22 protein-coding genes and 1 riboswitch are annotated in these 25,025 nt (G+C 74.7%); of the genes, 14 read left to right on the top strand and 8 right to left on the bottom strand.

The annotated features are described in order from the left end of the window. Positions 1-53: 53 nt before the first annotated feature. Positions 54-686, bottom strand: a complete 633-nt coding sequence (locus ACZ5FU_RS04010; RefSeq protein ID WP_469044368.1) for a hypothetical protein — start codon at positions 684-686, stop codon at positions 54-56. Positions 687-969: 283 nt separating this feature from the next. On the opposite strand from ACZ5FU_RS04010, the gene ACZ5FU_RS04005 reads away from it, so the two are divergent. The 4 genes from ACZ5FU_RS04005 to ACZ5FU_RS03990 all read left to right on the top strand — a co-directional run bounded on the left by ACZ5FU_RS04005 (position 970) and on the right by ACZ5FU_RS03990 (position 4,989). After that, the gene (locus tag ACZ5FU_RS04005) at positions 970-1,824 is read left to right on the top strand and encodes a bifunctional methylenetetrahydrofolate dehydrogenase/methenyltetrahydrofolate cyclohydrolase (protein WP_451525197.1); all 855 of its coding nucleotides are present in this window, start codon (positions 970-972) and stop codon (positions 1,822-1,824) included. 166 nt (positions 1,825-1,990) lie between these two features. After that, a complete protein-coding gene (locus ACZ5FU_RS04000; RefSeq protein WP_451525641.1) occupies positions 1,991-2,461 on the top strand; it encodes a DUF3017 domain-containing protein in 471 nt (156 codons plus the stop codon). 291 nt (positions 2,462-2,752) lie between these two features. Beyond that, a complete protein-coding gene (locus tag ACZ5FU_RS03995; RefSeq protein ID WP_469044366.1) occupies positions 2,753-3,631 on the top strand; it encodes a helix-turn-helix domain-containing protein in 879 nt (292 codons plus the stop codon). Between the two features lie 368 nt (positions 3,632-3,999). Then, complete coding sequence (locus tag ACZ5FU_RS03990; protein WP_451525199.1) at positions 4,000-4,989, top strand: malate dehydrogenase; 990 nt, start codon at positions 4,000-4,002, stop codon at positions 4,987-4,989. Between the two features lie 364 nt (positions 4,990-5,353). On the opposite strand, the gene ACZ5FU_RS03985 is transcribed toward ACZ5FU_RS03990, so the two are convergent. Together ACZ5FU_RS03985 and ACZ5FU_RS03980 are read right to left on the bottom strand one after the other, a co-directional pair. Then, on the bottom strand, positions 5,354-6,082 hold the full coding sequence (locus tag ACZ5FU_RS03985) for an isocitrate lyase/PEP mutase family protein (RefSeq protein WP_451525200.1): 729 nt from the start codon (positions 6,080-6,082) through the stop codon (positions 5,354-5,356). 112 nt (positions 6,083-6,194) lie between these two features. Beyond that, positions 6,195-6,728, bottom strand: a complete 534-nt coding sequence (locus ACZ5FU_RS03980) for a carboxymuconolactone decarboxylase family protein (protein WP_451525642.1) — start codon at positions 6,726-6,728, stop codon at positions 6,195-6,197. A gap of 62 nt (positions 6,729-6,790) precedes the next feature. Between ACZ5FU_RS03980 and pdxR the strand changes: the two genes are divergently transcribed. The 4 genes from pdxR to ACZ5FU_RS03960 all read left to right on the top strand — a co-directional run bounded on the left by pdxR (position 6,791) and on the right by ACZ5FU_RS03960 (position 12,030). After that, complete coding sequence (gene pdxR / locus ACZ5FU_RS03975; RefSeq protein ID WP_469044364.1) at positions 6,791-8,176, top strand: MocR-like pyridoxine biosynthesis transcription factor PdxR; 1,386 nt, start codon at positions 6,791-6,793, stop codon at positions 8,174-8,176. 375 nt (positions 8,177-8,551) lie between these two features. After that, a riboswitch (ZMP/ZTP riboswitch) is annotated at positions 8,552-8,640 on the top strand. Positions 8,641-8,684: 44 nt separating this feature from the next. Then, positions 8,685-10,136: a glycine hydroxymethyltransferase gene (locus ACZ5FU_RS03970; RefSeq protein WP_451775131.1), complete on the top strand. Its 1,452-nt coding sequence runs from the start codon at positions 8,685-8,687 to the stop codon at positions 10,134-10,136. Positions 10,137-10,231: 95 nt separating this feature from the next. Further along, entirely contained in the window at positions 10,232-11,245 is a 1,014-nt protein-coding gene (trpS, locus tag ACZ5FU_RS03965) for a tryptophan--tRNA ligase (RefSeq protein ID WP_451525203.1), read from the top strand. A 185-nt stretch (positions 11,246-11,430) separates the two neighbouring features. After that, the gene (locus ACZ5FU_RS03960; RefSeq protein ID WP_451775134.1) at positions 11,431-12,030 is read left to right on the top strand and encodes a 2'-5' RNA ligase family protein; all 600 of its coding nucleotides are present in this window, start codon (positions 11,431-11,433) and stop codon (positions 12,028-12,030) included. A 96-nt stretch (positions 12,031-12,126) separates the two neighbouring features. On the opposite strand, the gene ACZ5FU_RS03955 is transcribed toward ACZ5FU_RS03960, so the two are convergent. After that, the gene (locus ACZ5FU_RS03955; RefSeq protein ID WP_451525205.1) at positions 12,127-12,882 is read right to left on the bottom strand and encodes a decaprenylphospho-beta-D-erythro-pentofuranosid-2-ulose 2-reductase; all 756 of its coding nucleotides are present in this window, start codon (positions 12,880-12,882) and stop codon (positions 12,127-12,129) included. Between the two features lie 27 nt (positions 12,883-12,909). Continuing rightward, entirely contained in the window at positions 12,910-14,259 is a 1,350-nt protein-coding gene (locus tag ACZ5FU_RS03950; RefSeq protein WP_451525206.1) for an FAD-binding protein, read from the bottom strand. Between the two features lie 132 nt (positions 14,260-14,391). On the opposite strand from ACZ5FU_RS03950, the gene ACZ5FU_RS03945 reads away from it, so the two are divergent. From ACZ5FU_RS03945 to ACZ5FU_RS03935, 3 genes are all read left to right on the top strand, one after another. After that, a complete protein-coding gene (locus tag ACZ5FU_RS03945) occupies positions 14,392-15,018 on the top strand; it encodes a phosphatase PAP2 family protein (RefSeq protein WP_469044362.1) in 627 nt (208 codons plus the stop codon). Positions 15,019-15,187: 169 nt separating this feature from the next. Continuing rightward, positions 15,188-16,051 (top strand): decaprenyl-phosphate phosphoribosyltransferase, encoded by an 864-nt coding sequence (locus ACZ5FU_RS03940; protein ID WP_451525644.1) that lies wholly within the window; start codon positions 15,188-15,190, stop codon positions 16,049-16,051. Positions 16,052-16,154: 103 nt separating this feature from the next. Next, entirely contained in the window at positions 16,155-17,099 is a 945-nt protein-coding gene (locus tag ACZ5FU_RS03935) for a YihY/virulence factor BrkB family protein (protein ID WP_451525207.1), read from the top strand. Here the strand turns inward: ACZ5FU_RS03935 and ACZ5FU_RS03930 are convergent. After that, entirely contained in the window at positions 17,053-18,396 is a 1,344-nt protein-coding gene (locus ACZ5FU_RS03930) for a D-alanyl-D-alanine carboxypeptidase family protein (RefSeq protein WP_469044360.1), read from the bottom strand. The genes ACZ5FU_RS03935 and ACZ5FU_RS03930 overlap by 47 nt on opposite strands. 91 nt (positions 18,397-18,487) lie before the next feature. On the opposite strand from ACZ5FU_RS03930, the gene ACZ5FU_RS03925 reads away from it, so the two are divergent. After that, positions 18,488-18,727, top strand: coding sequence for an SCO4848 family membrane protein (locus tag ACZ5FU_RS03925; RefSeq protein WP_264936557.1), 240 nt, complete (start codon positions 18,488-18,490; stop codon positions 18,725-18,727). 37 nt (positions 18,728-18,764) lie between these two features. Continuing rightward, a complete protein-coding gene (locus ACZ5FU_RS03920; protein WP_451525209.1) occupies positions 18,765-20,090 on the top strand; it encodes a metallophosphoesterase in 1,326 nt (441 codons plus the stop codon). Between the two features lie 103 nt (positions 20,091-20,193). Here ACZ5FU_RS03920 and ACZ5FU_RS03915 read toward each other — a convergent pair whose 3' ends face one another. Both ACZ5FU_RS03915 and ACZ5FU_RS03910 read right to left on the bottom strand, forming a co-directional pair. Continuing rightward, positions 20,194-21,639: a sensor histidine kinase gene (locus ACZ5FU_RS03915; protein WP_468833601.1), complete on the bottom strand. Its 1,446-nt coding sequence runs from the start codon at positions 21,637-21,639 to the stop codon at positions 20,194-20,196. Beyond that, the gene (locus ACZ5FU_RS03910) at positions 21,636-22,376 is read right to left on the bottom strand and encodes a response regulator transcription factor (RefSeq protein ID WP_451775144.1); all 741 of its coding nucleotides are present in this window, start codon (positions 22,374-22,376) and stop codon (positions 21,636-21,638) included. Before ACZ5FU_RS03910 ends, ACZ5FU_RS03915 begins: the two co-directional genes overlap by 4 nt. 162 nt (positions 22,377-22,538) lie before the next feature. Between ACZ5FU_RS03910 and ACZ5FU_RS03905 the strand changes: the two genes are divergently transcribed. Then, positions 22,539-25,019 (top strand): MMPL family transporter, encoded by a 2,481-nt coding sequence (locus tag ACZ5FU_RS03905; RefSeq protein WP_469044732.1) that lies wholly within the window; start codon positions 22,539-22,541, stop codon positions 25,017-25,019. The last annotated feature ends 6 nt before the right edge of the window (positions 25,020-25,025 follow it).

Raw genomic sequence — 25,025 nt, 5'->3', positions numbered from 1 at the left:
CCGGGACGCCCGGGACGCCCGGGACGCCCGGGACGCCCGGGACGCCCGGGACGTCAGTGGCGTGGCCGGCGGAACCAGTCCGCGCTCTCGCGCTTCGCGCAGAAGACGATCACCAGGACGCTGACGGCGATGAGGACGAGGCCCAGGCCCCAGGCCGTCAGCATGAAGATGCCGGTGACGATGGCGAACGAGCCGTACACGATGGAGCACACGCGCACGGCGTTGCCGCCCCTGGCGTACTGGAGGAGCAGCACGACGCCGAGGACCGCGAACACGCCGGCCAGGCCCGCCATGAACACCACGATGCCCTTGCCCAGGTCGGCGTAGCGCTCCACGTCCGGGTCGTCGGTCACCCCGGCCTTCAGCATCTCCTCGTCCCACCGGGACAGCACCCAGACGTACGAGCCCGCGACGATCAGGTGCGCCAGGGCGATCACGCCCACCAGCACCTGCGCGACGCGCGTCGACCGCGGCATCCGCGCCGGGAAGCCCGGGTGGTGACCGCCCTGGAAGTACGGGTCGCCCCCCGGGTACTGCGGGTACGCCTGCTGCGGATACGGCTGCTGCTGGTACGGCGGGGCCGGCGGGACACCGTGGCCGTGGCCGGGCTGCTGCGGGTGGCCGGGGGCGGCCGGGGGCTGCTGGGGCGGCGGCCCGTAGGGGTTGTGCGGCTCGCCGAAGCTCATGGCGGTCCTTCCTGCGTGTGCGCTCGGGGGCGGGGACGACGCGCGGCACGTGCGGAGGAAGGTCGTACGGATGCGGTGCGTCCCCCCGGTACTGCCCGCGGCACTGAGCGTCAATCGTTCGCCGACGGCAGGTTCGTTGTCCAGCCGGTGACCCGGGACGTTGTGCAAGTGCAACCCGGTGGATCATCACCGCGGCGGCCGGCGCACCGGGCCCGGCGGGGACGTCCGGCGGCCGGGTCACCCGGATTGGAACCGGGAGGGCGTCATCCGGGAGGATGGGGCCATGACCGCCCAGATTCTCGATGGCAAGGCCACCGCAGCCGAGATCAAGTCGGATCTGACCGCCCGCGTGGCGGCGCTGAGGGAGAAGGGCGTCACGCCCGGCCTCGGCACGATCCTCGTCGGGGACGATCCCGGCAGCCAGAAGTACGTCGCCGGCAAGCACCGTGACTGCGCCGAGGTGGGCATCGCCTCCATCCAGCGCGAACTGCCCGGCACGGCCACGCAGGAGGAGATCGAGGCGGTCGTCCGCGAGTTGAACGAGGACCCGGACTGCACCGGTTACATCGTGCAGCTCCCGCTGCCCAAGGGCATCGACGAGAACCGCGTCCTCGAACTGATGGACCCCGCCAAGGACGCCGACGGCCTGCACCCGATGAACCTCGGCCGCCTCGTCCTCAACGAACCCGCCCCGCTGCCCTGCACCCCCAACGGCGTGCTGACCCTGCTGCGCCGCCACGGCGTCGAGATCAAGGGCGCCGAGGTCGTGGTCGTCGGCCGCGGGGTCACCATCGGCCGCTCGATGCCGCTGCTGCTGACCCGGCGCAGCGAGAACGCCACGGTCACCCAGTGCCACACCGGCACCCGCGACCTCTCGGCGCACCTGCGGCGGGCGGACGTCATCGTCGCCGCCGCGGGCTCGGCCCACCTGATCCGCGCCGAGGACGTCAAGCCGGGCGCGGCCGTCCTCGACGTGGGCGTCTCCCGCAACGCCGAGGGCAGGATCGTGGGCGACGTGCACCCGGACGTCCGCGAGGTGGCCGGCTGGATCTCCCCGAACCCGGGCGGCGTCGGCCCGATGACCCGTGCCCAGCTGCTCGTCAACGTGGTCGAGGCGGCGGAGCGCAGTGTCGGCTGACCGCGGGAACCACCCCGACCGCACCGACGCCGATCACGCCGGCACCGACCGCACCGGTGTCGTGGAGCAGGCCGACGCCGACCGCACCGACGCCGACCGCACGGGTGCCACGGAGCACGCCGGCCGGGCCGACGCCACGGACCGGGCCGACGACGCCGGGACGGCGCTGTCCGCCGAGGAGCAGGCGTTCGTGGAGCCCGTCTCCAGCGACCCGGTCAGCGCGCCCGACGCCGACGGCGTCCCGCGCCGCGTCACGCGCCGCTTCCCCCTGTTCACGCGCGACACCGCCCGCCCCGAGGGCGGTGGCCGGGCCGCGCCCGGCGACGCGCCCGCGCCCGCCCGGCAGTGGCCGATCCTGACCGTCCTCGGCCTGGTCGCCCTGGGCCTGCTGGTGACGGCCTTCGACCAGTTCCGCATCGGCACGATCCTGATCGGCGCCGCCCTGCTCGGTGGCGCGGCCCTGCGCTGGTTCCTGCCCGGCGTCGGCATGCTCGCCGTCCGCTCCCGCTTCACCGACATCGCGACGTACGGCGTGCTGGGCGCGGCGATCGTCCTGCTGGCGCTGATGGCCCAGCCCGGCCCGTGGCTGCAGATCCCCTTCCTGAAGGACACCCTGCACTTCACGGTCGACGGCTGACGGCTGACGGCCGGCGGCTGAACGGCTGGACCGTCCCGCCTCCGCGCGCGTACGGCGGCCCGTCCTCTCCCCCGAGAAGGACGGGCCGCCGTCGTGTTCCACGCTGCCGCACGGCGGGCACGCCGTTCAACGCCCGGACGCGCGCTGTGGCACAGCGGTGACCGTTCCGCCACCGTGTGCGCGCCCCGCCACAGTCGCCCCCGTACCGGGAACCGGCCCCGCCGGGGGCCGCGGTGCCCCGCCGGGCGCTACCGTGACCGCGGGGGACACGGCGGTGGAAGGAGGGGAGCGATGCCTCGCCGGAAGGACCTGCCGGACGCACTGGATCCACGGGTCCGGGAGTTCGTCACGCGGCTGCGCCGGATCGTGGACGACAGCGGTGCGAGCCCGGCCACGCTCGCCGACGGCACCGGCTACGGCAAGGCGTCCTGGGAGCGCTACCTCGACGGCCGGCTGCTCGCCCCCAAGGGCGCGGTCGTCGCCCTGGCGGAGGTCACCGGCACCGACCCGGTCCCGTTGGTGGTCCTGTGGGAACTGGCCGAGCGGGCCTGGAGCCGTTCCGCACTGCGCCACGACGACGCCACCGAGGCCGTCCTGCTCTCCCGCGCCCGCACGGCGACGGCCCCGGCGCCCGGTTCCGGCCGTCCGGCCCCGTCGACCGGCGCCGGCCGTCCCGCGCGGCGCCCGGCGGTGTTGCTGGCCGGCACGCTCGGCGCGGTGGTCGTCGGCGTGGGCGCCTTCCTCCTGACCGGCGGCGGAACCGGCGGGCCCGCCGGCAGCGGCCGGACCGCCGCCGGGACGCCCGCCCCGTCCGCCACCCCCGCGCCCGGTCCGCCCCCGGGCGTGCCGTGCGCCGGTCCCGGCTGCACGGGCAAGGACCCGGAGGAGACGGGGTGCAGCGGCGAACACGTCACGACCGCGCGGAGCGTCGCCGTCGGCGCGGCCCTGCTGGAGGTCCGCCACAGCGGCGCGTGCGGGGCGGCCTGGGGCCGGATCATCGGGGCGGTCCCGGGGGACACCGTCCGGGTGACCGTGGGCCGGGTGCGGCAGAGCGGTGTCCTCACCACCGCCGGTGACACGATCGTGTACACCCCGATGGTGGCGGTGCGGGAGCCGGGCGAGATGCGCGCGTGCGCGGAGCTGGCCTCGGGGCTGCGCGGCTGCGCGTAGGCCCGGCCCGGCCGCCGGAGCCGGCCGGGAAAGAAGCCCGCGCGCGCAGGCATACCCCGCCCCGTCCCGGGCACGCGAACGGTATCTCCACGGGAGTCCGGTACGACCCGGCACTCCCCTCGGCGGCCGCTCGGTTCCCCCCTCTCCCGGACCGGCGGCCGCCTCTCGCACGCCCGGGCCGGGCGGCCCGTGACGTGGTGCGGCGGCCGCGACCGGATGTCACCCTGTGGGACGGGCCACACAACCCCGGACGTACGGCATCCCGGATGCGCGATAGCCTGACCGCTGGTCGATCTCTTGACGCCGAGAGATCGATCAAACGTCCGGGGCAGGGACGCCCCACCGCCAGCTGTCATACGGAGAACGCCATGACCCGCACTCCCGTGAACGTCACCGTCACCGGCGCGGCCGGCCAGATCGGTTACGCACTGCTCTTCCGCATCGCCTCCGGCCAGCTGCTCGGCGCGGACGTGCCGGTCAAGCTGCGCCTCCTGGAGATCACGCCCGCGCTGAAGGCCGCCGAGGGCACCGCCATGGAGCTGGACGACTGCGCGTTCCCGCTGCTCCAGGGCATCGACATCAGCGACGACCCGAACGTCGCCTTCGACGGCGCCAACGTCGCCCTCCTCGTGGGCGCCCGCCCGCGCACCAAGGGCATGGAGCGCGGTGACCTCCTGGAGGCCAACGGCGGCATCTTCAAGCCGCAGGGCAAGGCCATCAACGACCACGCCGCGGACGACATCAAGGTCCTCGTCGTCGGCAACCCGGCCAACACCAACGCGCTGATCGCCCAGGCCGCCGCCCCGGACGTACCGGCCGAGCGCTTCACCGCGATGACCCGCCTGGACCACAACCGCGCGCTGACCCAGCTCGCGAAGAAGACGGGCTCCACGGTCGCCGACATCAAGCGCCTGACCATCTGGGGCAACCACTCCGCCACGCAGTACCCGGACATCTTCCACGCCACCGTCGCGGGCAAGAACGCCGCCGAGGTCGTGAACGACGAGAAGTGGCTGGCCGAGGACTTCATCCCGACCGTCGCCAAGCGCGGTGCGGCCATCATCGAGGCGCGCGGCGCGTCCTCCGCCGCCTCCGCCGCCAACGCGGCCGTCGACCACGTGTACACCTGGGTCAACGGCACCGCCGAGGGCGACTGGGCCTCCATGGGCATCCCGTCCGACGGCTCCTACGGCGTGCCGGAGGGCCTCATCTCCTCCTTCCCGGTCACCACCAAGGACGGCGCGTACGAGATCGTCCAGGGCCTGGACGTCAACGAGTTCTCCCGCGCCCGCATCGACGCCTCCGTGCAGGAGCTGGCCGAGGAGCGCGAGGCGGTCCGCGCGCTCGGCCTCATCTGAGCCACGTCGTCCGAGCCACGGCACGACGCACCACCGCACTTCCCGGTCCCCGGGCGGCACCGTCCGCCCGGGGACCGGCGCGTCCGGGGTCCGGCGCGTCCGGCGTCGTCCGAGGGCGGGACCACCGGGGACCGGAACAGGGTCTGCCCGCTGCCCGCTGCCCGCCGACCGGAGGCCCGGCCCGCGGGAGGCCCGGCCCGCGGGAGGCGGCGAAGAAGCGGGCGGGCGGCCACGGGCCGGCCCGGCGCGCTTCGCCGCCCTGACGGGACCCGGCCACGGCGCGGCGCCACGGCGTGCCGTCACGACCTGCTGTCACGGCGCGGCGCCACGGCGTGCCGTCACGGCGTGCCGCCACAGCCCGCCGTCACGGTCCGGTGCGCAGGCGCGCGGCGATCTCCGTGACCGCCGCCGTGGCCCCCCGCTGCATCCCCGGCCCGAACGTGACCCGGGTGGCCCCGAGCCCGCCGAGTTCGGCGGGCGAGGGGCCCGCGTCGACCCGTGCGAACACGTTGACCGGCCCCTCGATCCCGGCCCGCAGCAGCGGCAGCACGGCGGTGGGGGCGCCGATCGGGTACACGCAGTCGGCGCCGGCCGCCACGTACAGCGCGGCCCGCTCGATGGCCCGTGCCGGGTCGGGATCGCCCCGCAGGAAGGTGTCGATCCGCGCGTTCACGAACAGCCGGCCGGCGGCGGCCGCGCACACGGCGGCGAGCCGGTCGGCGTGGGCCCGCGCGTCCTGGAGGACGCCCCCGCGGGAGTCCTCCAGGTTGCAGCCCACCACCCCCGCCTCCAGCAGCCGTTCGACCAGTTCCGCCGGCGGCAGGCCGTATCCGTCCTCGACGTCCGCCGAGACCGGCACGTCCACGGCGCGGGCGATGCGCGCCACCGCCGCGAACATCTCCCCCGCCGGCGTCTCCCCGTCCGCGTGGCCGAGCGAGGCGGCGACCCCCGCGCTCGGCGTGGCCAGCGCCGGGAAACCGGCGTCGGCGAGTGCGCGGGCGCTGGCGGCGTCCCACGGCCCCGGCAGGACCAGCGGGTCGTCGGGGAGCCGCCCCCGGTGCAGGGCGCGGAAGGTGTCGGCCTTGGTCACCATGACGCGCTCCCCGGCGACGCGTCGCGGGTGACCGCCGGGCCGAGGACCCCTGGGCGGAGGACCACCGGGCCGATGACCGCCGCCGCGCCGAGCACCGCCGCCGCACGGTGGATCACCGGTGCTGCCCCGGCCGGTAGTGCCCCGGCACCAGCCGGCAGGTCACGCCGAACCGGTTCCACGCGTTGATCACCGTGATCGCGGCGATCAGCTGCGCCAGCTCCGCCTCCCCGAAGTGTCCGGCGGCCCGCTCGTAGACCGCGTCCGGCACGAAGCCGTCCGTCAGCACCGTCACCGCCTCGGTCAGCGCCAGCGCCGCCAGCTCCCGCTCCGTGTAGAAGTGCCCGGACTCCTCCCAGGCGCTGAGCTGCACGATCCGCTCCACGCTCTCCCCGGCCGCCAGGGCGTCCTTGCTGTGCATGTCGACGCAGAGCGCGCAGCGGTTGATCTGCGAGGCGCGGATCTTCACCAGCTCCAGCAGCTTCGCGTCGAGGCCCCGGCGGGCGGCGGCGTCCAGCCGGACCATCGCCTTGTAGACCTCGGGGACCAGCTCGGCCCAGGCCAGCCGGGGGGTGTGCTCGGGGGCGTACTCCACGGTCGTCGTGCCGTCGTTCTCCACGGTCGTGGTGCCGTCGTTCCCGTTCGTCATGTCGTCGATCTTCATGTCCTCGACCCTAGGAGCGGGGCTGCCCACGGGTATGGTCCATTTCCATGGCGGAATCATGGGCCAATCTGGGCGTCGACCTGCATCTGGAACCGACCGGCCCCGGCCTGCGGCGCGGGCTCACCGACGCCCTGCGCGAGGCCGTCCGCGGCGGCCGGCTCGCCCCCGGCACCCGGCTGCCCTCCTCCCGCACGCTCGCCGCCGACCTCGGCGTCGCCCGCAACACCGTCGCCGACTCCTACGCCGACCTGGTCGCCGAGGGCTGGCTGACCGCCCGGCAGGGCTCCGGCACACGCGTGGCGGACCGCGCCGTGGTCCCGCCGGCCGACGCGGCCACCCCGCACAGGCCGCACCACCGCCCGGCGTTCGACCTGCGACCCGGCACCCCCGACCTCGCCTCCTTCCCCCGGGCCGAGTGGCTCAGGGCCGCCCGCCGCGCCTTCACCGCCGCCCCCCACGACGCCCTCGGCTACGGCGACCCGCGCGGCCGCGTCGAGTTGCGCACCGCCCTGGCCGGCTACCTGGCCCGCGCCCGCGGCGTACGCACCGACCCCGGCCGCGTCCTCGTCGTCGCCGGGTTCGTGCACGGCCTCCAGGTGCTCGGCAAGGTCCTGCGCGCCCGCGGGGTCGACACGGTCGCCGTCGAGTCGTACGGCCTCGACAAGCACGAGAAGCAGCTCACGGCGGCCGGACTGCGGACCGTCCCGCTGCCCTTCGACCGCCTCGGCACCGACCCCGACGGGCTCGGCGACGCCGGAGCCGTCCTCCTCACCCCCGCCCACCAGTTCCCGATGGGCGTCCCCCTGCACCGCGACCGGCGCGCGGCCGTCCTGGACTGGGCGCGCCGCACCGGCGGACTGGTCCTGGAGGACGACTACGACGGCGAGTTCCGCTACGACCGCCAGCCCGTGGGCGCCCTCCAGGGCCTCGACCCCGACCACGTCGTCCACCTGGGCACCGCCAGCAAGTCCCTCGCGCCCGCCCTGCGGCTCGGCTGGGCCGTACTGCCGCCCGGCCTCGCCGAGGAGGCCGCCGGCGCCAAGGGCGGCGTCGACACCTGCGGCGTCCTCGACCAGCTCACCCTGGCCGAGTTCCTCACCTCCGGCGCCTACGACCGCCATGTCCGCTCGGCCCGCCTGCGCTACCGCCGCCGCCGCGACGCCCTGGTCGCGGCCCTGGCCGAACACGCCCCCCGAGCCCGCGTGACCGGCATCGCGGCGGGCCTGCACGCGGTGGTCGGCCTCCCGCCCGGCACCGAGCAGTCGGTGATCCAGGCGGCGGCCTGGCAGGGCCTGGCCCTGCACGGCCTCTCCTCCTACCGCCACGCGTCGGCCCGCACCGCCCCCGCGGACGCCCTGGTGGTCGGCTACGGCACCCCGCCGGACCACGCCTGGACGGGAGCCCTGACCGCGCTGTGCAGGGTCCTGCCGTGACCGCCGGCCACGCCGCAGCGGCGGGCACCGACGTGCACGCCGCGGCCGCCCGTCCGCTTCGGGGACCGCGCCCCCACCCGCCGTCGCCGCGCCCGCCGTCGTCGCGGCGCGGCCGGACCGCCGGTGCGCTTCGCGCCTCGCCCGTCCCGCTCGCCCCGCCCGTCCTGTTCGTGCCGCTCGTGCCGGGAGCTTCGGGGTCCGGGCGGCACCCCCGGCATTCCGCCGCCGGCCGGGCCGCCCGAGGCCCCGGTCCGCCGGGCCCACCCCGTCCCGCCAGGGACGCACGCCCGCTCCGGGGGCGGGCCGGCCGCCCCGTCGCCGTCGCTCGCATGGTGGACGTCGCCCCTGCCGCGGCCGGTGGCCCCGGTAGGCTGGCCGTCAGGCCGTGACTGGCGCGCTGGGATGGGACGGACCATCGGGGAGCGGCCTGGAGTGACCGAGTGCCGTGCGCCTGGGCCAGACCGAGACCGTGACCGCTTGCACGCCACGCCATCCGGAGGCCGACGTCATGTCAGAGCAGCAGCCCCTCTCCACCGAGTCCACCGCCTTCCGCGCCGCCCTCGACGTGGTCCGCGCCGTCGAGCCGCGCGTCGCCGACGCCATCGGCCGGGAGGTCGCCGACCAGCGCGAGATGCTCAAGCTGATCGCCTCCGAGAACTACGCCTCCCCGGCCACCCTCCTCGCGATGGGCAACTGGTTCAGCGACAAGTACGCCGAGGGCACCGTCGGCCGCCGCTTCTACGCCGGCTGCCGCAACGTCGACACCGTCGAGTCCCTCGCCGCCGAGCACGCCCGCGAACTCTTCGGCGCCCGCCACGCCTACGTCCAGCCGCACTCCGGCATCGACGCCAACCTGGTCGCCTTCTGGGCCGTCCTCGCCGACCGCGTGGAGGCGCCCTTCCTGGAGAGGACCGGCGCCCGCCAGGTCAACGACCTCTCCGAGGCCGACTGGGCCGAACTGCGCCGGGCCTTCGGCAACCAGCGCATGCTGGGCATGTCCCTGGACGCCGGCGGCCACCTCACCCACGGCTTCCGCCCCAACATCTCCGGCAAGATGTTCGACCAGCGCTCCTACGGCACCGACCCGGCCACCGGCCTGATCGACTACGACGCGCTGCGCGCCACCGCCCACGAGTTCAAGCCGCTCATCATCGTCGCCGGCTACTCCGCCTACCCCCGGCTGGTGAACTTCCGGATCATGCGGGAGATCGCCGACGAGGTGGGCGCGACCCTGATGGTCGACATGGCGCACTTCGCGGGCCTGGTCGCGGGCAAGGTGCTGACCGGCGACTTCGACCCGGTCCCGCACGCCCAGATCGTCACGACCACCACCCACAAGTCGCTGCGCGGCCCGCGCGGCGGCATGGTCCTGTGCGACGACTCCCTCAAGGACCAGGTGGACCGCGGCTGCCCGATGGTCCTCGGCGGCCCGCTCCCGCACGTCATGGCCGCGAAGGCGGTGGCCCTGGCCGAGGCCCGGCAGCCCGCCTTCCAGGACTACGCCCGCCGCATCGTCGACAACTCCCGTGCGCTGGCGGAGGGTCTGACGCGCCGCGGCGCGACCCTCGTCACCGGCGGCACCGACAACCACCTCAACCTGATCGACGTCGCCACGTCCTACGGCCTCACCGGCCGGCAGGCCGAGACGGCCCTCCTCGACTCGGGCATCGTCACCAACCGCAACGCGATCCCCGCCGACCCCAACGGCGCCTGGTACACCTCCGGCATCCGGGTCGGCACCCCCGCGCTGACCACGCGCGGCCTCGGCACGGCCGAGATGGACGAGGTCGCGGCCCTGATGGACCGCGTCCTGACGACGGCGGAGCCGGGCACGACGAAGTCGGGCGCCCCCTCGAAGGCCTCCCACGTCCTGGACGAGAAGGTCTCCGACGAGATCTCCCGGCGGGCGACCGACCTGGTGGCGGGCTTCCCGCTGTACCCGGAGATCGACCTCGGCTGAGGCACCCCGTGCGGGGCGCGGTGCCACGGTCGGCCCCGCGCCCCGCGCCCGCCACCCTCGCGGACCACCCTCGCGGCTCTGAGACAATGGTGGGCATGGCGAATGACCGTCCCCGCGTGCTCTCCGGGATCCAGCCCACCGCAGGCTCGTTCCACCTCGGCAACTACCTCGGCGCCGTCCGTCAGTGGGTGGCGCTCCAGGAGTCCCACGACGCGTTCTACATGGTCGTCGACCTGCACGCGATCACGGTCCCGCAGGACCCGGCGGAACTGACCGCCAACACCCGGCTGGCCGCCGCGCAGCTGCTCGCGGCGGGGCTCGACCCGGACCGCTGCACGCTGTTCGTGCAGAGCCACGTCCCCGAGCACGCCCAGCTCGCCTGGGTCATGAACTGCCTCACCGGCTTCGGCGAGGCCTCCCGCATGACCCAGTTCAAGGACAAGTCCGCCCGCCAGGGCGCCGACCGCGCCTCGGTCGGCCTGTTCACCTACCCGATCCTCCAGGTCGCGGACATCCTGCTGTACCAGGCCGACGAGGTGCCGGTCGGCGAGGACCAGCGCCAGCACATCGAGCTGACCCGCGACCTCGCCGAGCGCTTCAACGGCCGCTTCGGCGAGACCTTCACGATCCCGAAGCCGTACATCCTCAAGGAGACCGGCAAGATCTACGACCTCCAGGACCCGTCGATCAAGATGAGCAAGTCGGCGTCCACGCCGAAGGGCCTCATCAACCTGCTCGACGAGCCGAAGGCCACCGCGAAGAAGGTCAGGAGCGCGGTCACGGACACCGACACCGTCATCCGCTACGACGCCGAGAACAAGCCGGGCGTGAGCAACCTCCTCGGCATCTACTCGACCCTCACCGGCACGAGCGTCCCGGAGCTGGAGCGGCAGTACGAGGGCAAGCTGTACGGCGCCCTCAAGACGGACCTCGCCGAGGTCGTCGTCGACTTCGTCACGCCGTTCCGGGACCGCACCCAGCAGTACCTGGACGACCCCGAGACGCTCGACTCGATCCTGGCCAAGGGCGCCGAGAAGGCCCGCGCCGTCGCCGCGGAGACGCTGGACGGGACGTACCGGAGGGTGGGCTTCCTGCCCGCCAAGCACTGAGGCCCGGCACCGAGGGCGCACCACCGCACGCATGTTCCACCGGGCAGAGCGCTGCACATCACTTCCGCTGCGCCTGCCCTCGACACGGCCGTGGCCGTACAGTCGATAGCCGTACGACTGAGTACGAACCAGGCACCAGGTGCCGGGCCGGCGCCCGGCCCGTCCGACGCGACGAAGGAGACGACGTGGGGACCGTAACGATCGGCGTGTCGATCGCGGTCCCGGAGCCCCACGGCAGCCTGCTCCAGGAGCGGCGCGCGGGCTTCGGCGACGCCGCGGCTCACGGTATCCCCACCCACGTCACGCTGCTGCCGCCGACCGAGGTCGACGCCGGCGCCCTGCCGGCCGTCGAGGCGCACCTGAGCGCGGTGGCCGAGGCGGGCCGCCCGTTCCCGATGCGGCTGTACGGCACCGGCACCTTCCGGCCGCTGTCGCCGGTGGTGTACGTGCGGGTGGTCGAGGGGGTCTCGGCCTGCGCCTGGCTGCAGCAGCGGGTCCGTGACGCCTCCGGGCCGCTCGCCCGCGACCTCCAGTTCCCCTACCACCCGCACGTCACGGTGGCGCACGGCATCGACGAGGCGGCGATGGACCGCGCGTACGAGGAACTCGCCGACTACCGGGCCGAATGGTCCTGCACCGGCTTCGGCCTCCACGAGCAGGGCGCCGACGGCGTCTGGCGCAAGCTCCGCGAGTACGCCTTCGGCGGCCCGGTCGTCCCCCCGCAGGCCGCCCATGGGGACCGCGACTGCCTCCCGCGCCCACTGATCGACAGGGCCCAGACCTGACGGGACGACACCCCTGGGGCGTGTTGCGAAAGTAGCGTCGTCTGCCCGAAGGGCAGGCTCGGCGGCGCCTGGCAGACGGGACCTTCGCCACACGCCCTAGACCGGCAGCCTGCGGAACACCCCGCGCGGCAGGTGCCGCAGGCCCGACATCACCACGCGCAGCACCCCCGGCACCCACACCGTCTCCGAGCGCCGCCGCAGCCCCAGTTCGACGGCCGCCGCGACCTCCTCGGGGGTGGTCGCCAGCGGCGCCTCCGCCAGCCCCGCGGTCATCCTCGTCCGCACGAAGCCGGGGCGCACGACCATGACGTGGACGCCCGTGCCCTGCAGCGCGTCGCCCAGCCCCTGCGCGAACGCGTCCAGGCCGGCCTTGCTGGAGCCGTAGATGAAGTTGGCGCGGCGGGCCCGTTCGCCGGCGACGGACGACAGGACGGCCAGACAGCCGTGGCCCTGGGACTGGAGCGCGCGGGCGGCGACGAGGCCCGCCGACACCGCGCCCGTGTAGTTGGTCTGCGCGACGCGCACGGCGGCCACCGGGTCGCGCTCGTCGCGGGCCTGGTCGCCGAGGACGCCGAAGGCGAGCAGCACCAGGTCGACGTCGCCCTCCGCGAACACCTCGCCCAGCACGCCCTCGTGCGTCTCGGGGGCGAGGGCGTCGAAGGCGACGGTGCGCACGTCGGCGCCGAGGGCGCGCAGGTCCGCGGCGGCCGACTCCAGGGCGGGCGAGGGGCGTCCGGCCAGACGGACCGTGCGGGTGCGGCGGGCGATCAGCCGGCGCGCGGTGGCCAGCGCGATCTCGGACGTGCCTCCCAGCACGAGAAGGGACTGGGGAAGGCCGAAGGCGTCCTTCACGACTGCTCCTGGGGTTCTGGGGGTGTGTCAGAGGGCGAGCCGGCGCGCGAGGTCGGACACGAACACCCCACGGGGGTCCAGCTCCGCGCGCAGCGCGCGGAAGTCGTCCAGCCGCGGGTACATCGCGGCGAGCAGGTCCGGCCGCAGCCGGGAGTCCTTGGCGAGGTAGACGCGTCCCCCGGCCTCGGCGACCTCCTCGTCGAGCCCGTCGAGGAGGTCGCCGAGGCCGGGCAGCCCCGCCGGGACGTCCAGGGCCAGCGTCCAGCCGGGCACGGGGAAGGAGAGCCAGCCGGGGTCGGCCTCCCCGAACCGCTTGAGGACGGCGAGGAAGGACGGGCAGCGGTGCCGCGCGATGCGGTCCACGATCCGGCGCAGGGTCTCCTCCCGGCCGTGGCCGACGACGAACTGGTACTGCACGAAGCCGCCGCGGCCGTACACGCGGTTCCAGTGCGGGACCCCGTCGAGGGGGTGGAAGAAGGCGGACAGCCGCTGGAGTTCGCCGGTGCGCGCGCGGGGCGCCCTGCGGTACCAGAGCTCGTTGAAGAGGCCCACGGTCCGGCGGGTGAGCAGCCCTTCGGGGAAGCAGGCGGGCGCGGCCGGGAGCCGGGCGGGGCGGAAGGACAGCGGGGCGCTGCGCGCGCGGGCGGGCAGGGCGGCGAGGGGGGCGTGGTCGCCGCGGGTCAGGACGGCCCGGCCGGTGGCGGCGCCGCGGGCCAGCAGGTCGATCCAGGCGACCGAGTAGCGGTGGCGGTGGTCGCCGGCGGTCAGCCTGGCCATCAGGTCGTCGAGGTCGCTCGCGCGCTCGGTGTCGACGGACATCAGGCTCGTCTCCACGGGGTGGAGCCGCACGGTCGCGGTGAGGATCACGCCGGTCAGGCCCATGCCGCCCGCGGTCGCGTCGAAGAGGGCGGTGCCGGGGCGGACGGTGCGGACCGTGCCGTCGGCGGTGAGCAGTTCCAGGGAGACGACGTGCCGGGAGAAGGAACCGGACACGTGGTGGTTCTTGCCGTGGATGTCGGCGCCGACCGCACCGCCGACGGTCACGTAGCGGGTGCCGGGGGTCACCGGCACGAACCAGCCCAGCGGCAGCAGGACCTCCATGAGGTGGTGCAGGGAGACGCCCGCGTCGCACAGGACGCTGCCGCCGGCCACGTCGACGACGTGGATCCGGTCGAGGCCCGTCATGTCGAGCACCGCCCCGCCGGCGTTCTGCGCCGCGTCCCCGTACGCCCGCCCCAGGCCCCGGGGGATGCTCCCGCGCGCCCCGCAGTCCCGGACCGCGGTCACGGCCTCCGCGTACGTCCTGGGACGGATCAGACGGGCGGTGGAGGGAGCGGTGCGGCCCCACCCCGTGACGGAAACGGTCTCGGCAGGCATGTCGGTGACCGTATCGCCCCTGTGCGGGTGATTAGTTTTGAAACATTCCACACTCCCCGGAATGGGTGATTAATGGTATGTCGCTCGATATCGCCGGATGTTCGGGGTGTCAGGCGTGAACAGTGAACCTCCATGGACGAGTCGGACGAGTGGGGCGGCATGAACGACACGGACGGCGTGGACGGCGTCGGCACGGTGGACCGCGGCGTCGGCACGGTGGACCGCGGCGCCGGCACGGAGACCTGCGTCGACCACCGCATCCTCACGGCGGTCCACGCCCGCGGCGCCGATCCGCGCCTGGCGGCCGCCGCGCGCACCCTGTCCCGGGCGGGCGAGCACGGCGCGCTGTGGCTCGCGGCGGGCCTCGCGGGAGCCGCCCTCGACGGCGCCCGGCGCGGTGCCTGGCTGCGGGCCGCCGCGCTCACCGCGGGCGCCCACCTCGCCGGCATGGGCGTGAAACGGATGGTGCGCCGCCCGCGCCCGGCCCACGTCGAGCACCGGGTCCGCACCGCCGGACGGCACTCCTTCCCGAGTGCGCACGCCACCTCCGCCGCGGCCGCCGCCGTCGCCTACGGCGCCCTCGGGGCGTACGCCGTGCCCCCGCTCGCCGCCGCGATGTGCCTGTCGCGCCTGGTCGTCGGCGTGCACTACCCCTCCGACGTGGCCGCGGGAGCGGCCCTCGGCGCACTCGCGGCGGGCCTCGGCGTCCCCTGGATGAGAGCCGGCGCGCCCGGGGCGGGCGGAGGCGTCCGTGCCTGAGGCCGCGCCCCTCGCCGGGGCCCACCGCCGCGCCGAGCCGCACCCGTCGGAACCCGCCCTCCCCGGCGGGCGAGCCCGCCCCGGTCCGGACACCTCTCCCGCCTCGCGTTCCGCCAGTCCCGCCTCGCGCCCCGGCGCCACCGCGCCCGCCGGTTCCCTCCCGGCCGGTCTGCTGCGCACCGCCCGCCCCAAGCAGTGGGTCAAGAACGTCCTGGTCGTCGCCGCCCCCGCCGCGGCCGGGCAGCTGTTCACCGTCCGCGCCCTCACCGGACTCGCCCTGGTCCTCGCCCTGTTCACCGCCTGCGCCGCCGCCGTCTACCTCGTCAACGACGCCCGCGACGCCGAGGCCGACCGCGCCCACCCCACCAAACGGCACCGCCCGGTCGCCGCCGGACAGGTCCCCGTCCCCGTCGCGTACGCCGCCGGAGGCACCCTCGCGGTACTGGCACCGGTCCTCGCGGCCTGGCTGGCCACCCCCGCCGTCGCCGGGCTCCTCGTCGCCTACCTGGGCATGCAGCTGGCGTACTGCGTCAGCCTGAAGCACGTCCTCGTCGTCGACCTCGTCGTCGTCACCACGGGCTTCCTGATGCGGGCCGTGGCCGGCGGGCTCGCGCTCGGCATCCCGCTGTCGCGTTGGTTCCTCATCACCACCGGCTTCGGGGCGCTGTTCATGGTCTCGGCCAAGCGCTACTCCGAGGCCGTGCAGATGGCCGGGACGGCGGGTGCCACCCGCGCGCTGCTCACCGAGTACACCACCGGCTACCTGCGCTTCGTCTGGCAGCTCGCCGCCGGGGTCGCCGTGCTCGGCTACTGCCTGTGGGCGCTGGAGGAGGGCGGCGTCCCGCACACCAGCGTGCTGCCCTGGCGCCAGCTGTCCGTGGTCGCCTTCGTCCTGGCCGTCCTGCGCTACGCCGTCTTCGCCGACCGCGGCACGGCGGGCGAACCCGAGGAGGTCGTCCTCGGCGACCGCGCCCTCGCCCTGATCGGCCTGGTCTGGCTCACCATGTACGGTCTGGCGGTGGCCGACTGGTGACGCGCGGCCCCGCCGCCGGCCACGGTCCGGCGGTTTCGGGGTAGACGGACCCCCACGATGCCCGTCCCGAGCACCGCGCGCGTCTCACCAGGGGAGTCGGATCATGGACTGGCTGAAAAAGCTCCCCGGGATCGGGCCGTGGATCGCGCGGATGACGGCCACGCACGCGTGGCGGTCCTACGAGCGGCTGGACCGGGTGCGGTGGACGATGCTGGCCGCCGCGATGACGTTCACCAGCTTCGTCGCGCTCTTCCCGCTGCTCACCGTGGGGGCCGCGATCGGTGCCGCCACCCTCGGTCCCGAGCGGCAGAAGGAACTCCAGGACAAGATCACCGACCAGGTGCCCGGCATCTCCGACCGGCTGAACGTCGACAGCCTGGTGCAGAACGCCGGCACCGTCGGCCTCATCGCCGGTGCCGCCCTGGTGCTCACCGGGGTCAACTGGGCCGGCTCCGCGCGCGAGTGCCTGCGCGCGGTGTGGGAACTGCCCGACGAGGAGGAGAACCCGGTCCTGCGCAGGCTCAAGGACCTGGGCATCCTCCTCGGACTCGGCGGCGCCGTCCTCGTCACCCTCGCCGTCTCCACCGTCGCCTCGGCGATGGTCGGCTGGATCATCGAACAGGGGGGCGTCGACCAGTCCGGCTGGGGCGGCATCCTGCTGCGCGTCGCCGCGTTCGCCGTCGCCGTCCTCGCCGACTTCCTGCTCCTGCTGTACGTCCTGACGCTGCTGCCGGGCGTGGAGCCGCCGCGCCGCCGCCTGGTCGTGGCGGCGCTCACCGGCGCCGTCGGCTTCGAACTGCTGAAGCTGCTGCTCAGCGGCTACCTGCAGGGCGTGGCGACGAAGAGCATGTACGGCGCCTTCGGCGTGCCCATCGCCCTGCTGCTGTGGATCAACTTCACGGCGAAACTCGTCCTGTTCTGCGCCGCGTGGACCGCGACGGGGAGCGCGGACACCGACACCGGCCCGGAGTCCGAGACGGAGACCGGGGCCCCGGACGGGGTCAGCGGCGGCGGCGCACCAGATCCGGCAGCGGCCACCGGCGGTTGACCAGGAACACCGCGCCGGCGAGCAGCACCAGCGCCCCGCCGGTGATCGCCATGGCGGTCCCGACACCACCGGAGCCGTTCTTCGCGACCGCGCCCGCCACCGGCCGCTCGGACACGTTGCCGACGCCGCCGGCCTCGCCCTCCTCGCCGGAGCCCGCGCCGGGCTGCGCGCCGGCCTGCGCGGCACCCTTCGGCGGGACCAGCTCGCCCACCGGCGTCACCTTGCCGGCCGCCCGGAAACCCCAGTCGAAGAGGGCGGCGGTCTCCTTGTAGACCTCGTTGTGGTCGTCCTTCTCCGGGTTCATCACCGTGACCAGCAGGACCCGCCCGCCCTGCTCGGCGACGCCGGTGAAGGTGGCGCCCGCGTTGGTGGTGTTGCCGTTCTTGACGCCCGCGATGCCCTGGTACTGGGTGATGTCGTAGTCGCCGGTGAGCAGCCGGTTGGTGTTCTGGATCTCGAAGGTCTCGCGGACCGTGCGGCCCTTCTTGTTCTTCGTCGTGGCGCCCGGGAACTTCGCGGTGAGCGTCGAGCAGTACTCGCGGAAGTCCTGCTTCTGGAGGCCGGAGCGGGCGATCAGCGTCAGGTCGTAGGCCGAGGAGACCTGGCCGGGGGCGTCGTAACCGTCGGGCGAGACCACGTCGGTGTCCAGGGCCTGCAGCTCGTCGGCGTGGTCGTTCATCTGCCGCACGGTGGCCGCGACGCCGCCGTTCATGGCCGACAGGACGTGCACGGCGTCGTTGCCGGAGCGCAGGAAGACACCGAGCCACAGGTCGTGGACGGAGTAGGTCTCGCCCTCCTTTATCCCGACCATGCTGGAGCCGGCGCCCACCCCCTCCAGGTCCTTTGGCGCGACCTTGTACTGCGTGGCCTTGGGGAACTTCGGCAGGACGGTGTCGGCGAAGAGCATCTTCAGGGTGCTCGCCGGGGGCAGCCGCCAGTGCGCGTTGTGCGCGGCGAGCACCTCGCCGGACTCGGCGTCCGCGACGATCCAGGACCGCGCGGTGAGGTCCTTCGGCAGCACCGGCGCGCCGCCGGCGAGCTGGACCTGTGTCCCGGCCTGCCCGAGGCGGGCGCCGCCCAGCGACGACATCCCCGGCGGGGGAGCGGCGGACGCACCGGCCGACGCCGACGCCGACGAGGAGGCGGACGAGGAGGCGGACGGCGAACCGGAGGCCGGGGCCGAGGGCGACGGGGTCGGCGCGGCGGCGGACACGGGCGCGGTCAGCGCGAGGGACGCGAGGGTCGCTGAGACGACCAGCAGGGCTCGCCTGACGGTCTGCTTCGAGGGTGCGGGCACGACGGAGAAAGTACCCGGCACACGACGGGAAGTCCCGCCCCCCTCCCCACCCCCGTCATGGAACCGGACAGCGGGCGGCGATACTGAACGCATGAAGCTCAGCCGCCCGGTGTCCTGGTTCCTTCTCGCCTTCGGGGTGTGGAGCTGGGTCATCTGGGTCACTTTCGTCAAAAACCTGATCAAGGACAGCAGCGGGCTCGCGTTCGACGACGGCGACCCCACGGCCTACTTCTGGGTCCATCTGACGCTCGCCGTCGTCTCCTTCGTACTGGGGACGGTCGTCGGGGGCATCGGGTTGCGCGGACTGCGCGCCCTGCGCCGAACCTCATAGCCCGACGCCCGAAGCCCACAGCGGGGATACGAACACCGTGGTCATCCTTTTCGTGCTGCTCGCCCTGGCGGTCCTGGCCGTCGTCGCCGGGGCCAACTGGTACCTGTGGCGCCGCCTGTTCCGCGACACGACCCGCGCCCCCGGCCCGGTCCGGCGCGGCGGCGCGGTGCTGATCGCGGGCGGCTGGGCCCTCGCCGTCGGCGCCCTGGTCGCCGAACGGGCCGGCGCCCCCTTCTGGCTCCAGCGCGTCCTGGCCTGGCCCGGCTTCCTGTGGCTGGCGCTGTCGCTGTACCTGGTCCTGGCGGTCCTGGCGGGCGAGGCCGTACGGCCGCTGCTGCGGCGCGTCCTGGAGCGGCGGGCGGCCGCCGGGGCGCCGGTGACGCGGCCGGTGGAGGCGCGGGACGAGGAACCCGAGACTGTCCCGGCGTCCCCGCCCGGCCACGGGACGCCCGCGCCGCCCGGGGACACGCCGTCCCAGGACACGCCGTCCGGGGAACCGCCGTCCTCGCGGGACACCGGCTCACCGGGTCTCGCCACCCCCTCCCGCCGCCTGTTCGTCTCCCGCGTCGTCGGCGGCGCCGCGGCCGCGGCCGCGGCCGGGACCGTCGGGTACGGCACCTACGGCGTGCTGCGGGGTCCCCGGGTGAAGCGGGTCACCGTCCCGCTGGCCAAGCTGCCGCGCGCGGCGCACGGTTACCGGATCGCGGTCGTCAGCGACATCCACCTGGGTCCGGTCCTCGGCCGCGGTTTCGCGCAGCGGGTCGTCGACACCGTCAACGGCACGCAGCCCGACCTGATCGCGGTCGTCGGCGACCTGGTCGACGGCAGCGTGAAGGACCTGGGCCCGGCGGCGGCCCCCCTCGCGCAGCTGCGGGCCCGGCACGGCAGCTTCTTCGTCACCGGCAACCACGAGTACTTCTCCGGCGCCGAGCAGTGGGTCCGGGAGGTGCGGCGGCTCGGCCTGCTGCCGCTGGAGAACGCGCGGACCGAACTGCCGTGGTTCGACCTGGCCGGCGTCAACGACGTCGCGGGCGAGAGCGAGGGGCAGGGCCCCGACTTCGCGAAGGCCCTCGGCGACCGGGACCGGGCCCGCGCGTGCGTGCTCCTCGCCCACCAGCCCGTGCAGATCCACGACGCCGTCGAGCACGGCGTCGACCTCCAGCTCTCCGGCCACACCCACGGCGGCCAGCTCTGGCCCGGCGGCCTCCTCGCCGCCGCCGCGAACCCGACCGTCGCGGGCCTGGAGCGCTACGGCGACACCCAGCTCTACGTCTCGCGCGGCGCCGGCGCCTGGGGCCCGCCCACCCGCGTGGGCGCCCCCTCCGACATCACGGTCGTCGAACTGGCGTCGAAGCAGGCCTGAGGACCGCGCGGGACGGGCGCCACGAGGAGCACCTCCCCACCGGCGCGTCCGGCGCGCACGGTCCACCCGGCCCCCGGGGCAGACGGGACTTTCGCAACACGCCCTAACCGCACTCCGCCGCCCGGTCCGGCAGCCGGACCGTCACCGTCAGGCCCTCGCCCGGTGCCGTGCGGACGCCCACCTCGCCGCCGTGGGCGTCCACCACGCCCTGCACGATCGCCAGGCCCAGCCCGCTGCCCGCGCCGCCGCCCGCGCGGAAGAAGCGGTCGAAGACCCGCGCCGCGTCCTCCGCGGCCAGCCCCGGCCCCTCGTCCCGCACCGACAGCCGCACGACGCCGTCGGCGCGCGTCACGGCCAGCCGGACCGGCACGTCGGCGGGCGTGTGCGTGCGCACGTTGGCCAGCAGGTTGCCCAGGACCTGGCGCAGCCCCGACTCGTCGGCCCGCACCAGGACCGCGCCGGCCGCGTCGACCGCGACGGGCCGGTCCGGCTGCTGGGCCCGCAGGTCCTGCGCCGCGTCCCGCACCAGCCGGCCCACGTCCACGTCGCGCAGCCGCAGCTCGGGCCGCTGGTCGAGGCGGGCGAGGGTGAGGAGTTCGTCGACGAGCCGGCCCATGCGGTCCACCTCGCCGTTCATCCGGTCCCAGGCGCGCCGCCGCTCGCCCGGGTCGCGCAGCATGCCCTGGTCGTACAGCTGGAGGTAGCCGCGGATCGCGGACAGCGGGGTGCGCAGCTCGTGCGAGGCGTCCGCGACGAACCGGCGCAGCTGGGCCGCGCTGCGCTCGCGCGTGCGGTACGCCGTCTCCACCTGCTGGAGCATCGAGTTCAGGGCCAGGCGCAGCTGCTCGACCTCCTGGGTCGGGGCGTGGCGGGAGGGCACCCGCCGGGTGAGGTCGCCCTCGGCGATCGCCGAGGAGGTCTCCACCATGTCCTCCAGCGGCCGCATCCGCCGCCGGACGCTGAACAGCGTCAGACAGGCCAGCAGCGCCAGCAGCAGGGAGCCCACGGCGAGGTCGAGCTTGAGCGCCTTGACCATGCCCTTGTGCACGGCGTCGGTGGAGACGGCGAGCAGGATGCAGGTGCCGTCGGCGAGCCGGATCGCGGTCGCGCGGTAGGCGGCGCCGGCCACGGTGACGTCGTGCGGCTCCGGGTCGCGGGCGAGGGCGGCGGGGTCCTCGACGGCCCGCGCCAGCCCCCGCTGGGCGTCGGTCGGTTCGACGCCGAAGACGGCCACCGCCGTTCCGTCGCGGCCGACCGCGGCGAAGACCGAGTCGGGCGCGGGCAGTTCGCCGGACCGCTCGGGCATCAGGCGGTCGCGGACGAAGCCGAGCGCGCTCAGCGAGTCGATCTTCCGCAGGGTCAGGCCCGAACCGCTCAGCGAGGCGCGGGTCTTGGTCAGTTCGGAGTCGGCCTGGTCCAGCAGGTAGTGCCGCATGGTCATCAGGCTGACGGCGGTCGCGGCGATGATGCCGAGCGCGAGCAGCACCACGTTGGCCGCCGTCAGCTTCACCCGCAGGGAGTGCGTGCCACGCCGGTGCGGCCGCCTCATGTCAGCCCGTACCCCACGCCCCGCCGGGTGGTGATCACGGGCGGTCCCAGCGCGTCGAGCTTGCGCCGCAGATAGCTGATGTACGTCTCGACGACGGTCGACTCGGCCGGTGCGTGCTCGTACTGCCAGACGTGGCGCAGGAGTTGCTCCTTGGGCACGATCCGGCCGCCGTTGCGCACCAGGAAGCGCAGCAGCGCGTACTCGGTGGGGGTCAGCTCGACGGTGCGGCCCGCGCGGTGCACCGAGTACGTCGCCTCGTCCAGCTCCAGGTCGCCGTGGCGCAGCGGCGGGCGTGGCGGCAGGACGTCGCCGGCCGGGCTCCCGCCGCGGGTGCGGCGCAGGACCGCCGTGACGCGGGCGACGACCACGTCGATGTCGAACGGCTTGGTGATGTAGTCGTCGCCGAAACCGAGGGCACCGACGATCTCCGCGGGGGCGTCCCGCGCGGTCAGGAAGACCAGGGCCAACTCCGGGCGTCGTAGACGCAGTTCCCGTCCCAGGGCCCGCCCGTCGCCGTCCGGCAGCATCACGTCGAGCAGGGCCACGTCGACGGGCGGCCGCCCGCCGTGCGAGCCCGCGCGCGCGTGGGGGGAGACCGGGTCGGCGAGGGCGAGGGCCTCGCGGACGGTGCCCGCGGTCAGGACCTCGAAGCGGTGGAAGCGCAGGGCGATGGCGAGGACGTCCGCGATGCTCGGTTCGTCCTCCACCACCAGCACGGTGCCGGGGGCCGTCGTCATGCCCCCAGTATCGGCACCGCCCCCCGGTGGCGGGGCCGCCTCTCGCTTTGGAGTTTCTTGAGAGTCCGGGCGGTCGACCGCCACGCGCGGGCGCCGGCGCCGATCCTGTCGGTCAGGACCCGGGGGACCGACCGACGACGAAGGAGCTGAAGCGTGGCGGCATTGGCGCGATGGTGCTACCGGCACCGGCTGGTGGTCCTGTTGCTGTGGGTGGGGGCACTGTGCGGACTGGGCTTCTCGGCCTCGTCCGCGGGCACGGACTACGCGAACGTGTTCTCCCTCCCCGACACGGACTCCAAGAAGGCGTACGACCTGATGGAGGAGGCGTTCCCCGCGCGCGCGGGCGACGTCGACACGGTCGTCTGGAAGGTGGACGAGGGCTCGGTCCGGGACACGGAGGTGCGCGCCCGCATCCAGCCCGCACTGGAGAGAATCGCCGGCATGACGGGCGTCGGCGGCGTCACCGGCCCGTACGCGGGCGCCGAGGGCGCGGCCCAGATCAGCCGGGACGGGCGGATCGCCTACGCCCAGGTCACCTTCACCGACCAGGCGAACGCCGTGCCCAAGGAACTCGTGCGGGACGTCGTCGACACCGCGCGGGACGCGCGGCGCGACGGCCTCGACGTCGAGGTGGGCGGACAGGCCGTCCAGCGGGTGCAGGAGCCGCCGACCGGCCTCGCCGAGATGGTCGGCCTGGCCGCCGCGGCGGTCGTGCTGTTCCTCGCCTTCGGCTCGCTGTTCGCGATGCTGCTGCCGATCGGCGTGGCCGTCTTCGGCGTCGGCACCGGCCTGTTCTCCACCCAGCTGCTCAGCCACGTCACCGACATCCCGGACCTGGCGCCGCTGCTGTCCTCGCTGATCGGCCTGGGCGTCGGCATCGACTACGCCCTGTTCATCGTCACCCGGCACCGCAAGGGCGTGCTGCGCGGCATGGACCCGGAGGAGTCGACGGTCACCGCGCTCAACACCTCGGGCCGGGCCGTCCTGTTCGCGGGCGGCACGGTGTGCATCGCGCTCGCCGGGATGCTGGTGACGAACCTGCGCTTCCTGGACGGCGTCGTCATCGGCACCTCCCTCACGGTCGTCCTCAGCGTCCTGGCCGCCACGACGCTGCTCCCGGCGCTGCTCGGCCTCCTCGGCCCGCGCGTGCTCAGCCGCAGGCAGCGGCGCCGGCTCGCGGCGGACGTCTCCGGCACGGCCGCGGGCGGGGCGGGCACGGCGCCGGAGCAGGCGACCGGCCTGGCCCACCGCTGGTCCGCGACCGTCCAGCGGCGGCCCCGGACGACTGCCGTGCTGGCGCTGGCGGTCATGGCGCTCCTCGCGCTGCCCGTCCTCTCGCTGCGCCTGGGCGCCACCGACCAGGGCAACGACGACACCACCACGACCACCCGGCAGGCCTACGACCTGCTCGCCGAGGGCTTCGGACCGGGCTTCAACGGCCCGCTCCAGGTGGTCGTCCCCGAAGGTGACGCCACCGCCCTCGTCCAGGGCATCGAGGCCACCGAGGGGGTCGCCCGGGTCGCCGCGCTACCGCCCGCCCGGGGCGTCACCGTCGTCCAGGTGGTCCCCACGACCTCGCCGCAGTCCGAGGAGACGGACACCCTCATCGACCGGCTGCGTGACGAGGTGATCCCGGCGGCCGGCGTCGAGGCGCACGTCGGCGGGGTCACCGCGGTCTCCAAGGACTTCGCGACCGTCACCGGGGACCGGCTGCCGCTGTTCGTCGCGACCATCATCGGCCTGGGCTTCCTGCTGCTGCTGGTGGCCTTCCGCTCCCTGGTGGTGCCGCTGACGGCCGCCGTGATGAACCTGGTGGCGGCGGCGGCCTCCTTCGGCGTGCTCGTCGCGGTCTTCCAGTGGGGTTGGGGACTCGACCTGCTCGGCCTCGGCAAGGAGGGCCCGATCAACGCCTTCCTGCCGGTGATCATGCTGTCCCTGCTGTTCGGCCTGTCGATGGACTACCAGGTGTTCCTGGTCAGCCGGATGCACGAGGAGTGGGTGCACACCCGCGACAACGCCCGCGCGGTGCGCGTCGGCCTCGCCGAGACCAGCCGGGTCATCAACTCCGCGGCCCTGATCATGGTCTGCGTCTTCCTCGCGTTCGTCCTCAGCGGCGACTCGGGCGCCGCGATGGCGGGCGTGGGCCTGGCGGCGGCGGTCGCGCTGGACGCGTTCGTCCTGCGCACGGCCCTCGTCCCGGCCGCGATGCACCTGCTCGGCACGTCCAACTGGTGGCTGCCGGCCTGGCTGGACAAGCGGCTGCCGCACCTGGCGGTGGAACCCAAGGAGGAGGCCGGGGAGGCCGGGAAGGCAGGGGAGGCAGGGGAGACAGTGGAGGCCGAGGAGACCGCCGCACCCGCCGGCGGCCCCGCCTCGGCCGTCCACGGCCACGTCCGCGACCCGGCCGGCGGTCCCGTCGAGGGCGCGGCGGTCACCCTGATGTCGGCGGGCGGACGCCAGGTGGACCGGGCCGTCTCCCTCGCCGACGGCTCCTACGTCCTCTCCGTCCCGGCGCCGGGGACGTATCTGCTGGCGACGACGGCGAGCGCGTACGCCTCACGCGCCCGGCAGGTGCTGGTCGCGGACGAGCCGCTGGCCGTCGACGTGGAGCTGGAGCCGGGGGAGGTGGACGCGCAGCGCTGACGCGGA

The organism is Streptomyces sp. NPDC031554 (assembly GCF_055580685.1).
This window is presented reverse-complemented; position numbering and strand designations above follow the sequence as displayed.

Bases quoted from the DNA above. Each gene is read 5' to 3' on its own strand.
- ACZ5FU_RS04010 (WP_469044368.1), bottom strand. From the start codon at position 686: ATGAGCTTCGGCGAGCCGCACAACCCCTACGGGCCGCCGCCCCAGCAG.
- ACZ5FU_RS04005 (WP_451525197.1), top strand. From the start codon at position 970: ATGACCGCCCAGATTCTCGATGGCAAGGCCACCGCAGCCGAGATCAAG.
- ACZ5FU_RS03995 (WP_469044366.1), top strand. From the start codon at position 2,753: ATGCCTCGCCGGAAGGACCTGCCGGACGCACTGGATCCACGGGTCCGG.
- ACZ5FU_RS03990 (WP_451525199.1), top strand. From the start codon at position 4,000: ATGACCCGCACTCCCGTGAACGTCACCGTCACCGGCGCGGCCGGCCAG.
- ACZ5FU_RS03985 (WP_451525200.1), bottom strand. From the start codon at position 6,082: ATGGTGACCAAGGCCGACACCTTCCGCGCCCTGCACCGGGGGCGGCTC.
- ACZ5FU_RS03980 (WP_451525642.1), bottom strand. From the start codon at position 6,728: ATGACGAACGGGAACGACGGCACCACGACCGTGGAGAACGACGGCACG.
- pdxR (WP_469044364.1), top strand. From the start codon at position 6,791: ATGGCGGAATCATGGGCCAATCTGGGCGTCGACCTGCATCTGGAACCG.
- ACZ5FU_RS03970 (WP_451775131.1), top strand. From the start codon at position 8,685: ATGTCAGAGCAGCAGCCCCTCTCCACCGAGTCCACCGCCTTCCGCGCC.
- trpS (WP_451525203.1), top strand. From the start codon at position 10,232: ATGGCGAATGACCGTCCCCGCGTGCTCTCCGGGATCCAGCCCACCGCA.
- ACZ5FU_RS03950 (WP_451525206.1), bottom strand. From the start codon at position 14,259: ATGCCTGCCGAGACCGTTTCCGTCACGGGGTGGGGCCGCACCGCTCCC.
- ACZ5FU_RS03945 (WP_469044362.1), top strand. From the start codon at position 14,392: ATGGACGAGTCGGACGAGTGGGGCGGCATGAACGACACGGACGGCGTG.
- ACZ5FU_RS03935 (WP_451525207.1), top strand. From the start codon at position 16,155: ATGGACTGGCTGAAAAAGCTCCCCGGGATCGGGCCGTGGATCGCGCGG.
- ACZ5FU_RS03925 (WP_264936557.1), top strand. From the start codon at position 18,488: ATGAAGCTCAGCCGCCCGGTGTCCTGGTTCCTTCTCGCCTTCGGGGTG.
- ACZ5FU_RS03915 (WP_468833601.1), bottom strand. From the start codon at position 21,639: ATGAGGCGGCCGCACCGGCGTGGCACGCACTCCCTGCGGGTGAAGCTG.
- ACZ5FU_RS03910 (WP_451775144.1), bottom strand. From the start codon at position 22,376: ATGACGACGGCCCCCGGCACCGTGCTGGTGGTGGAGGACGAACCGAGC.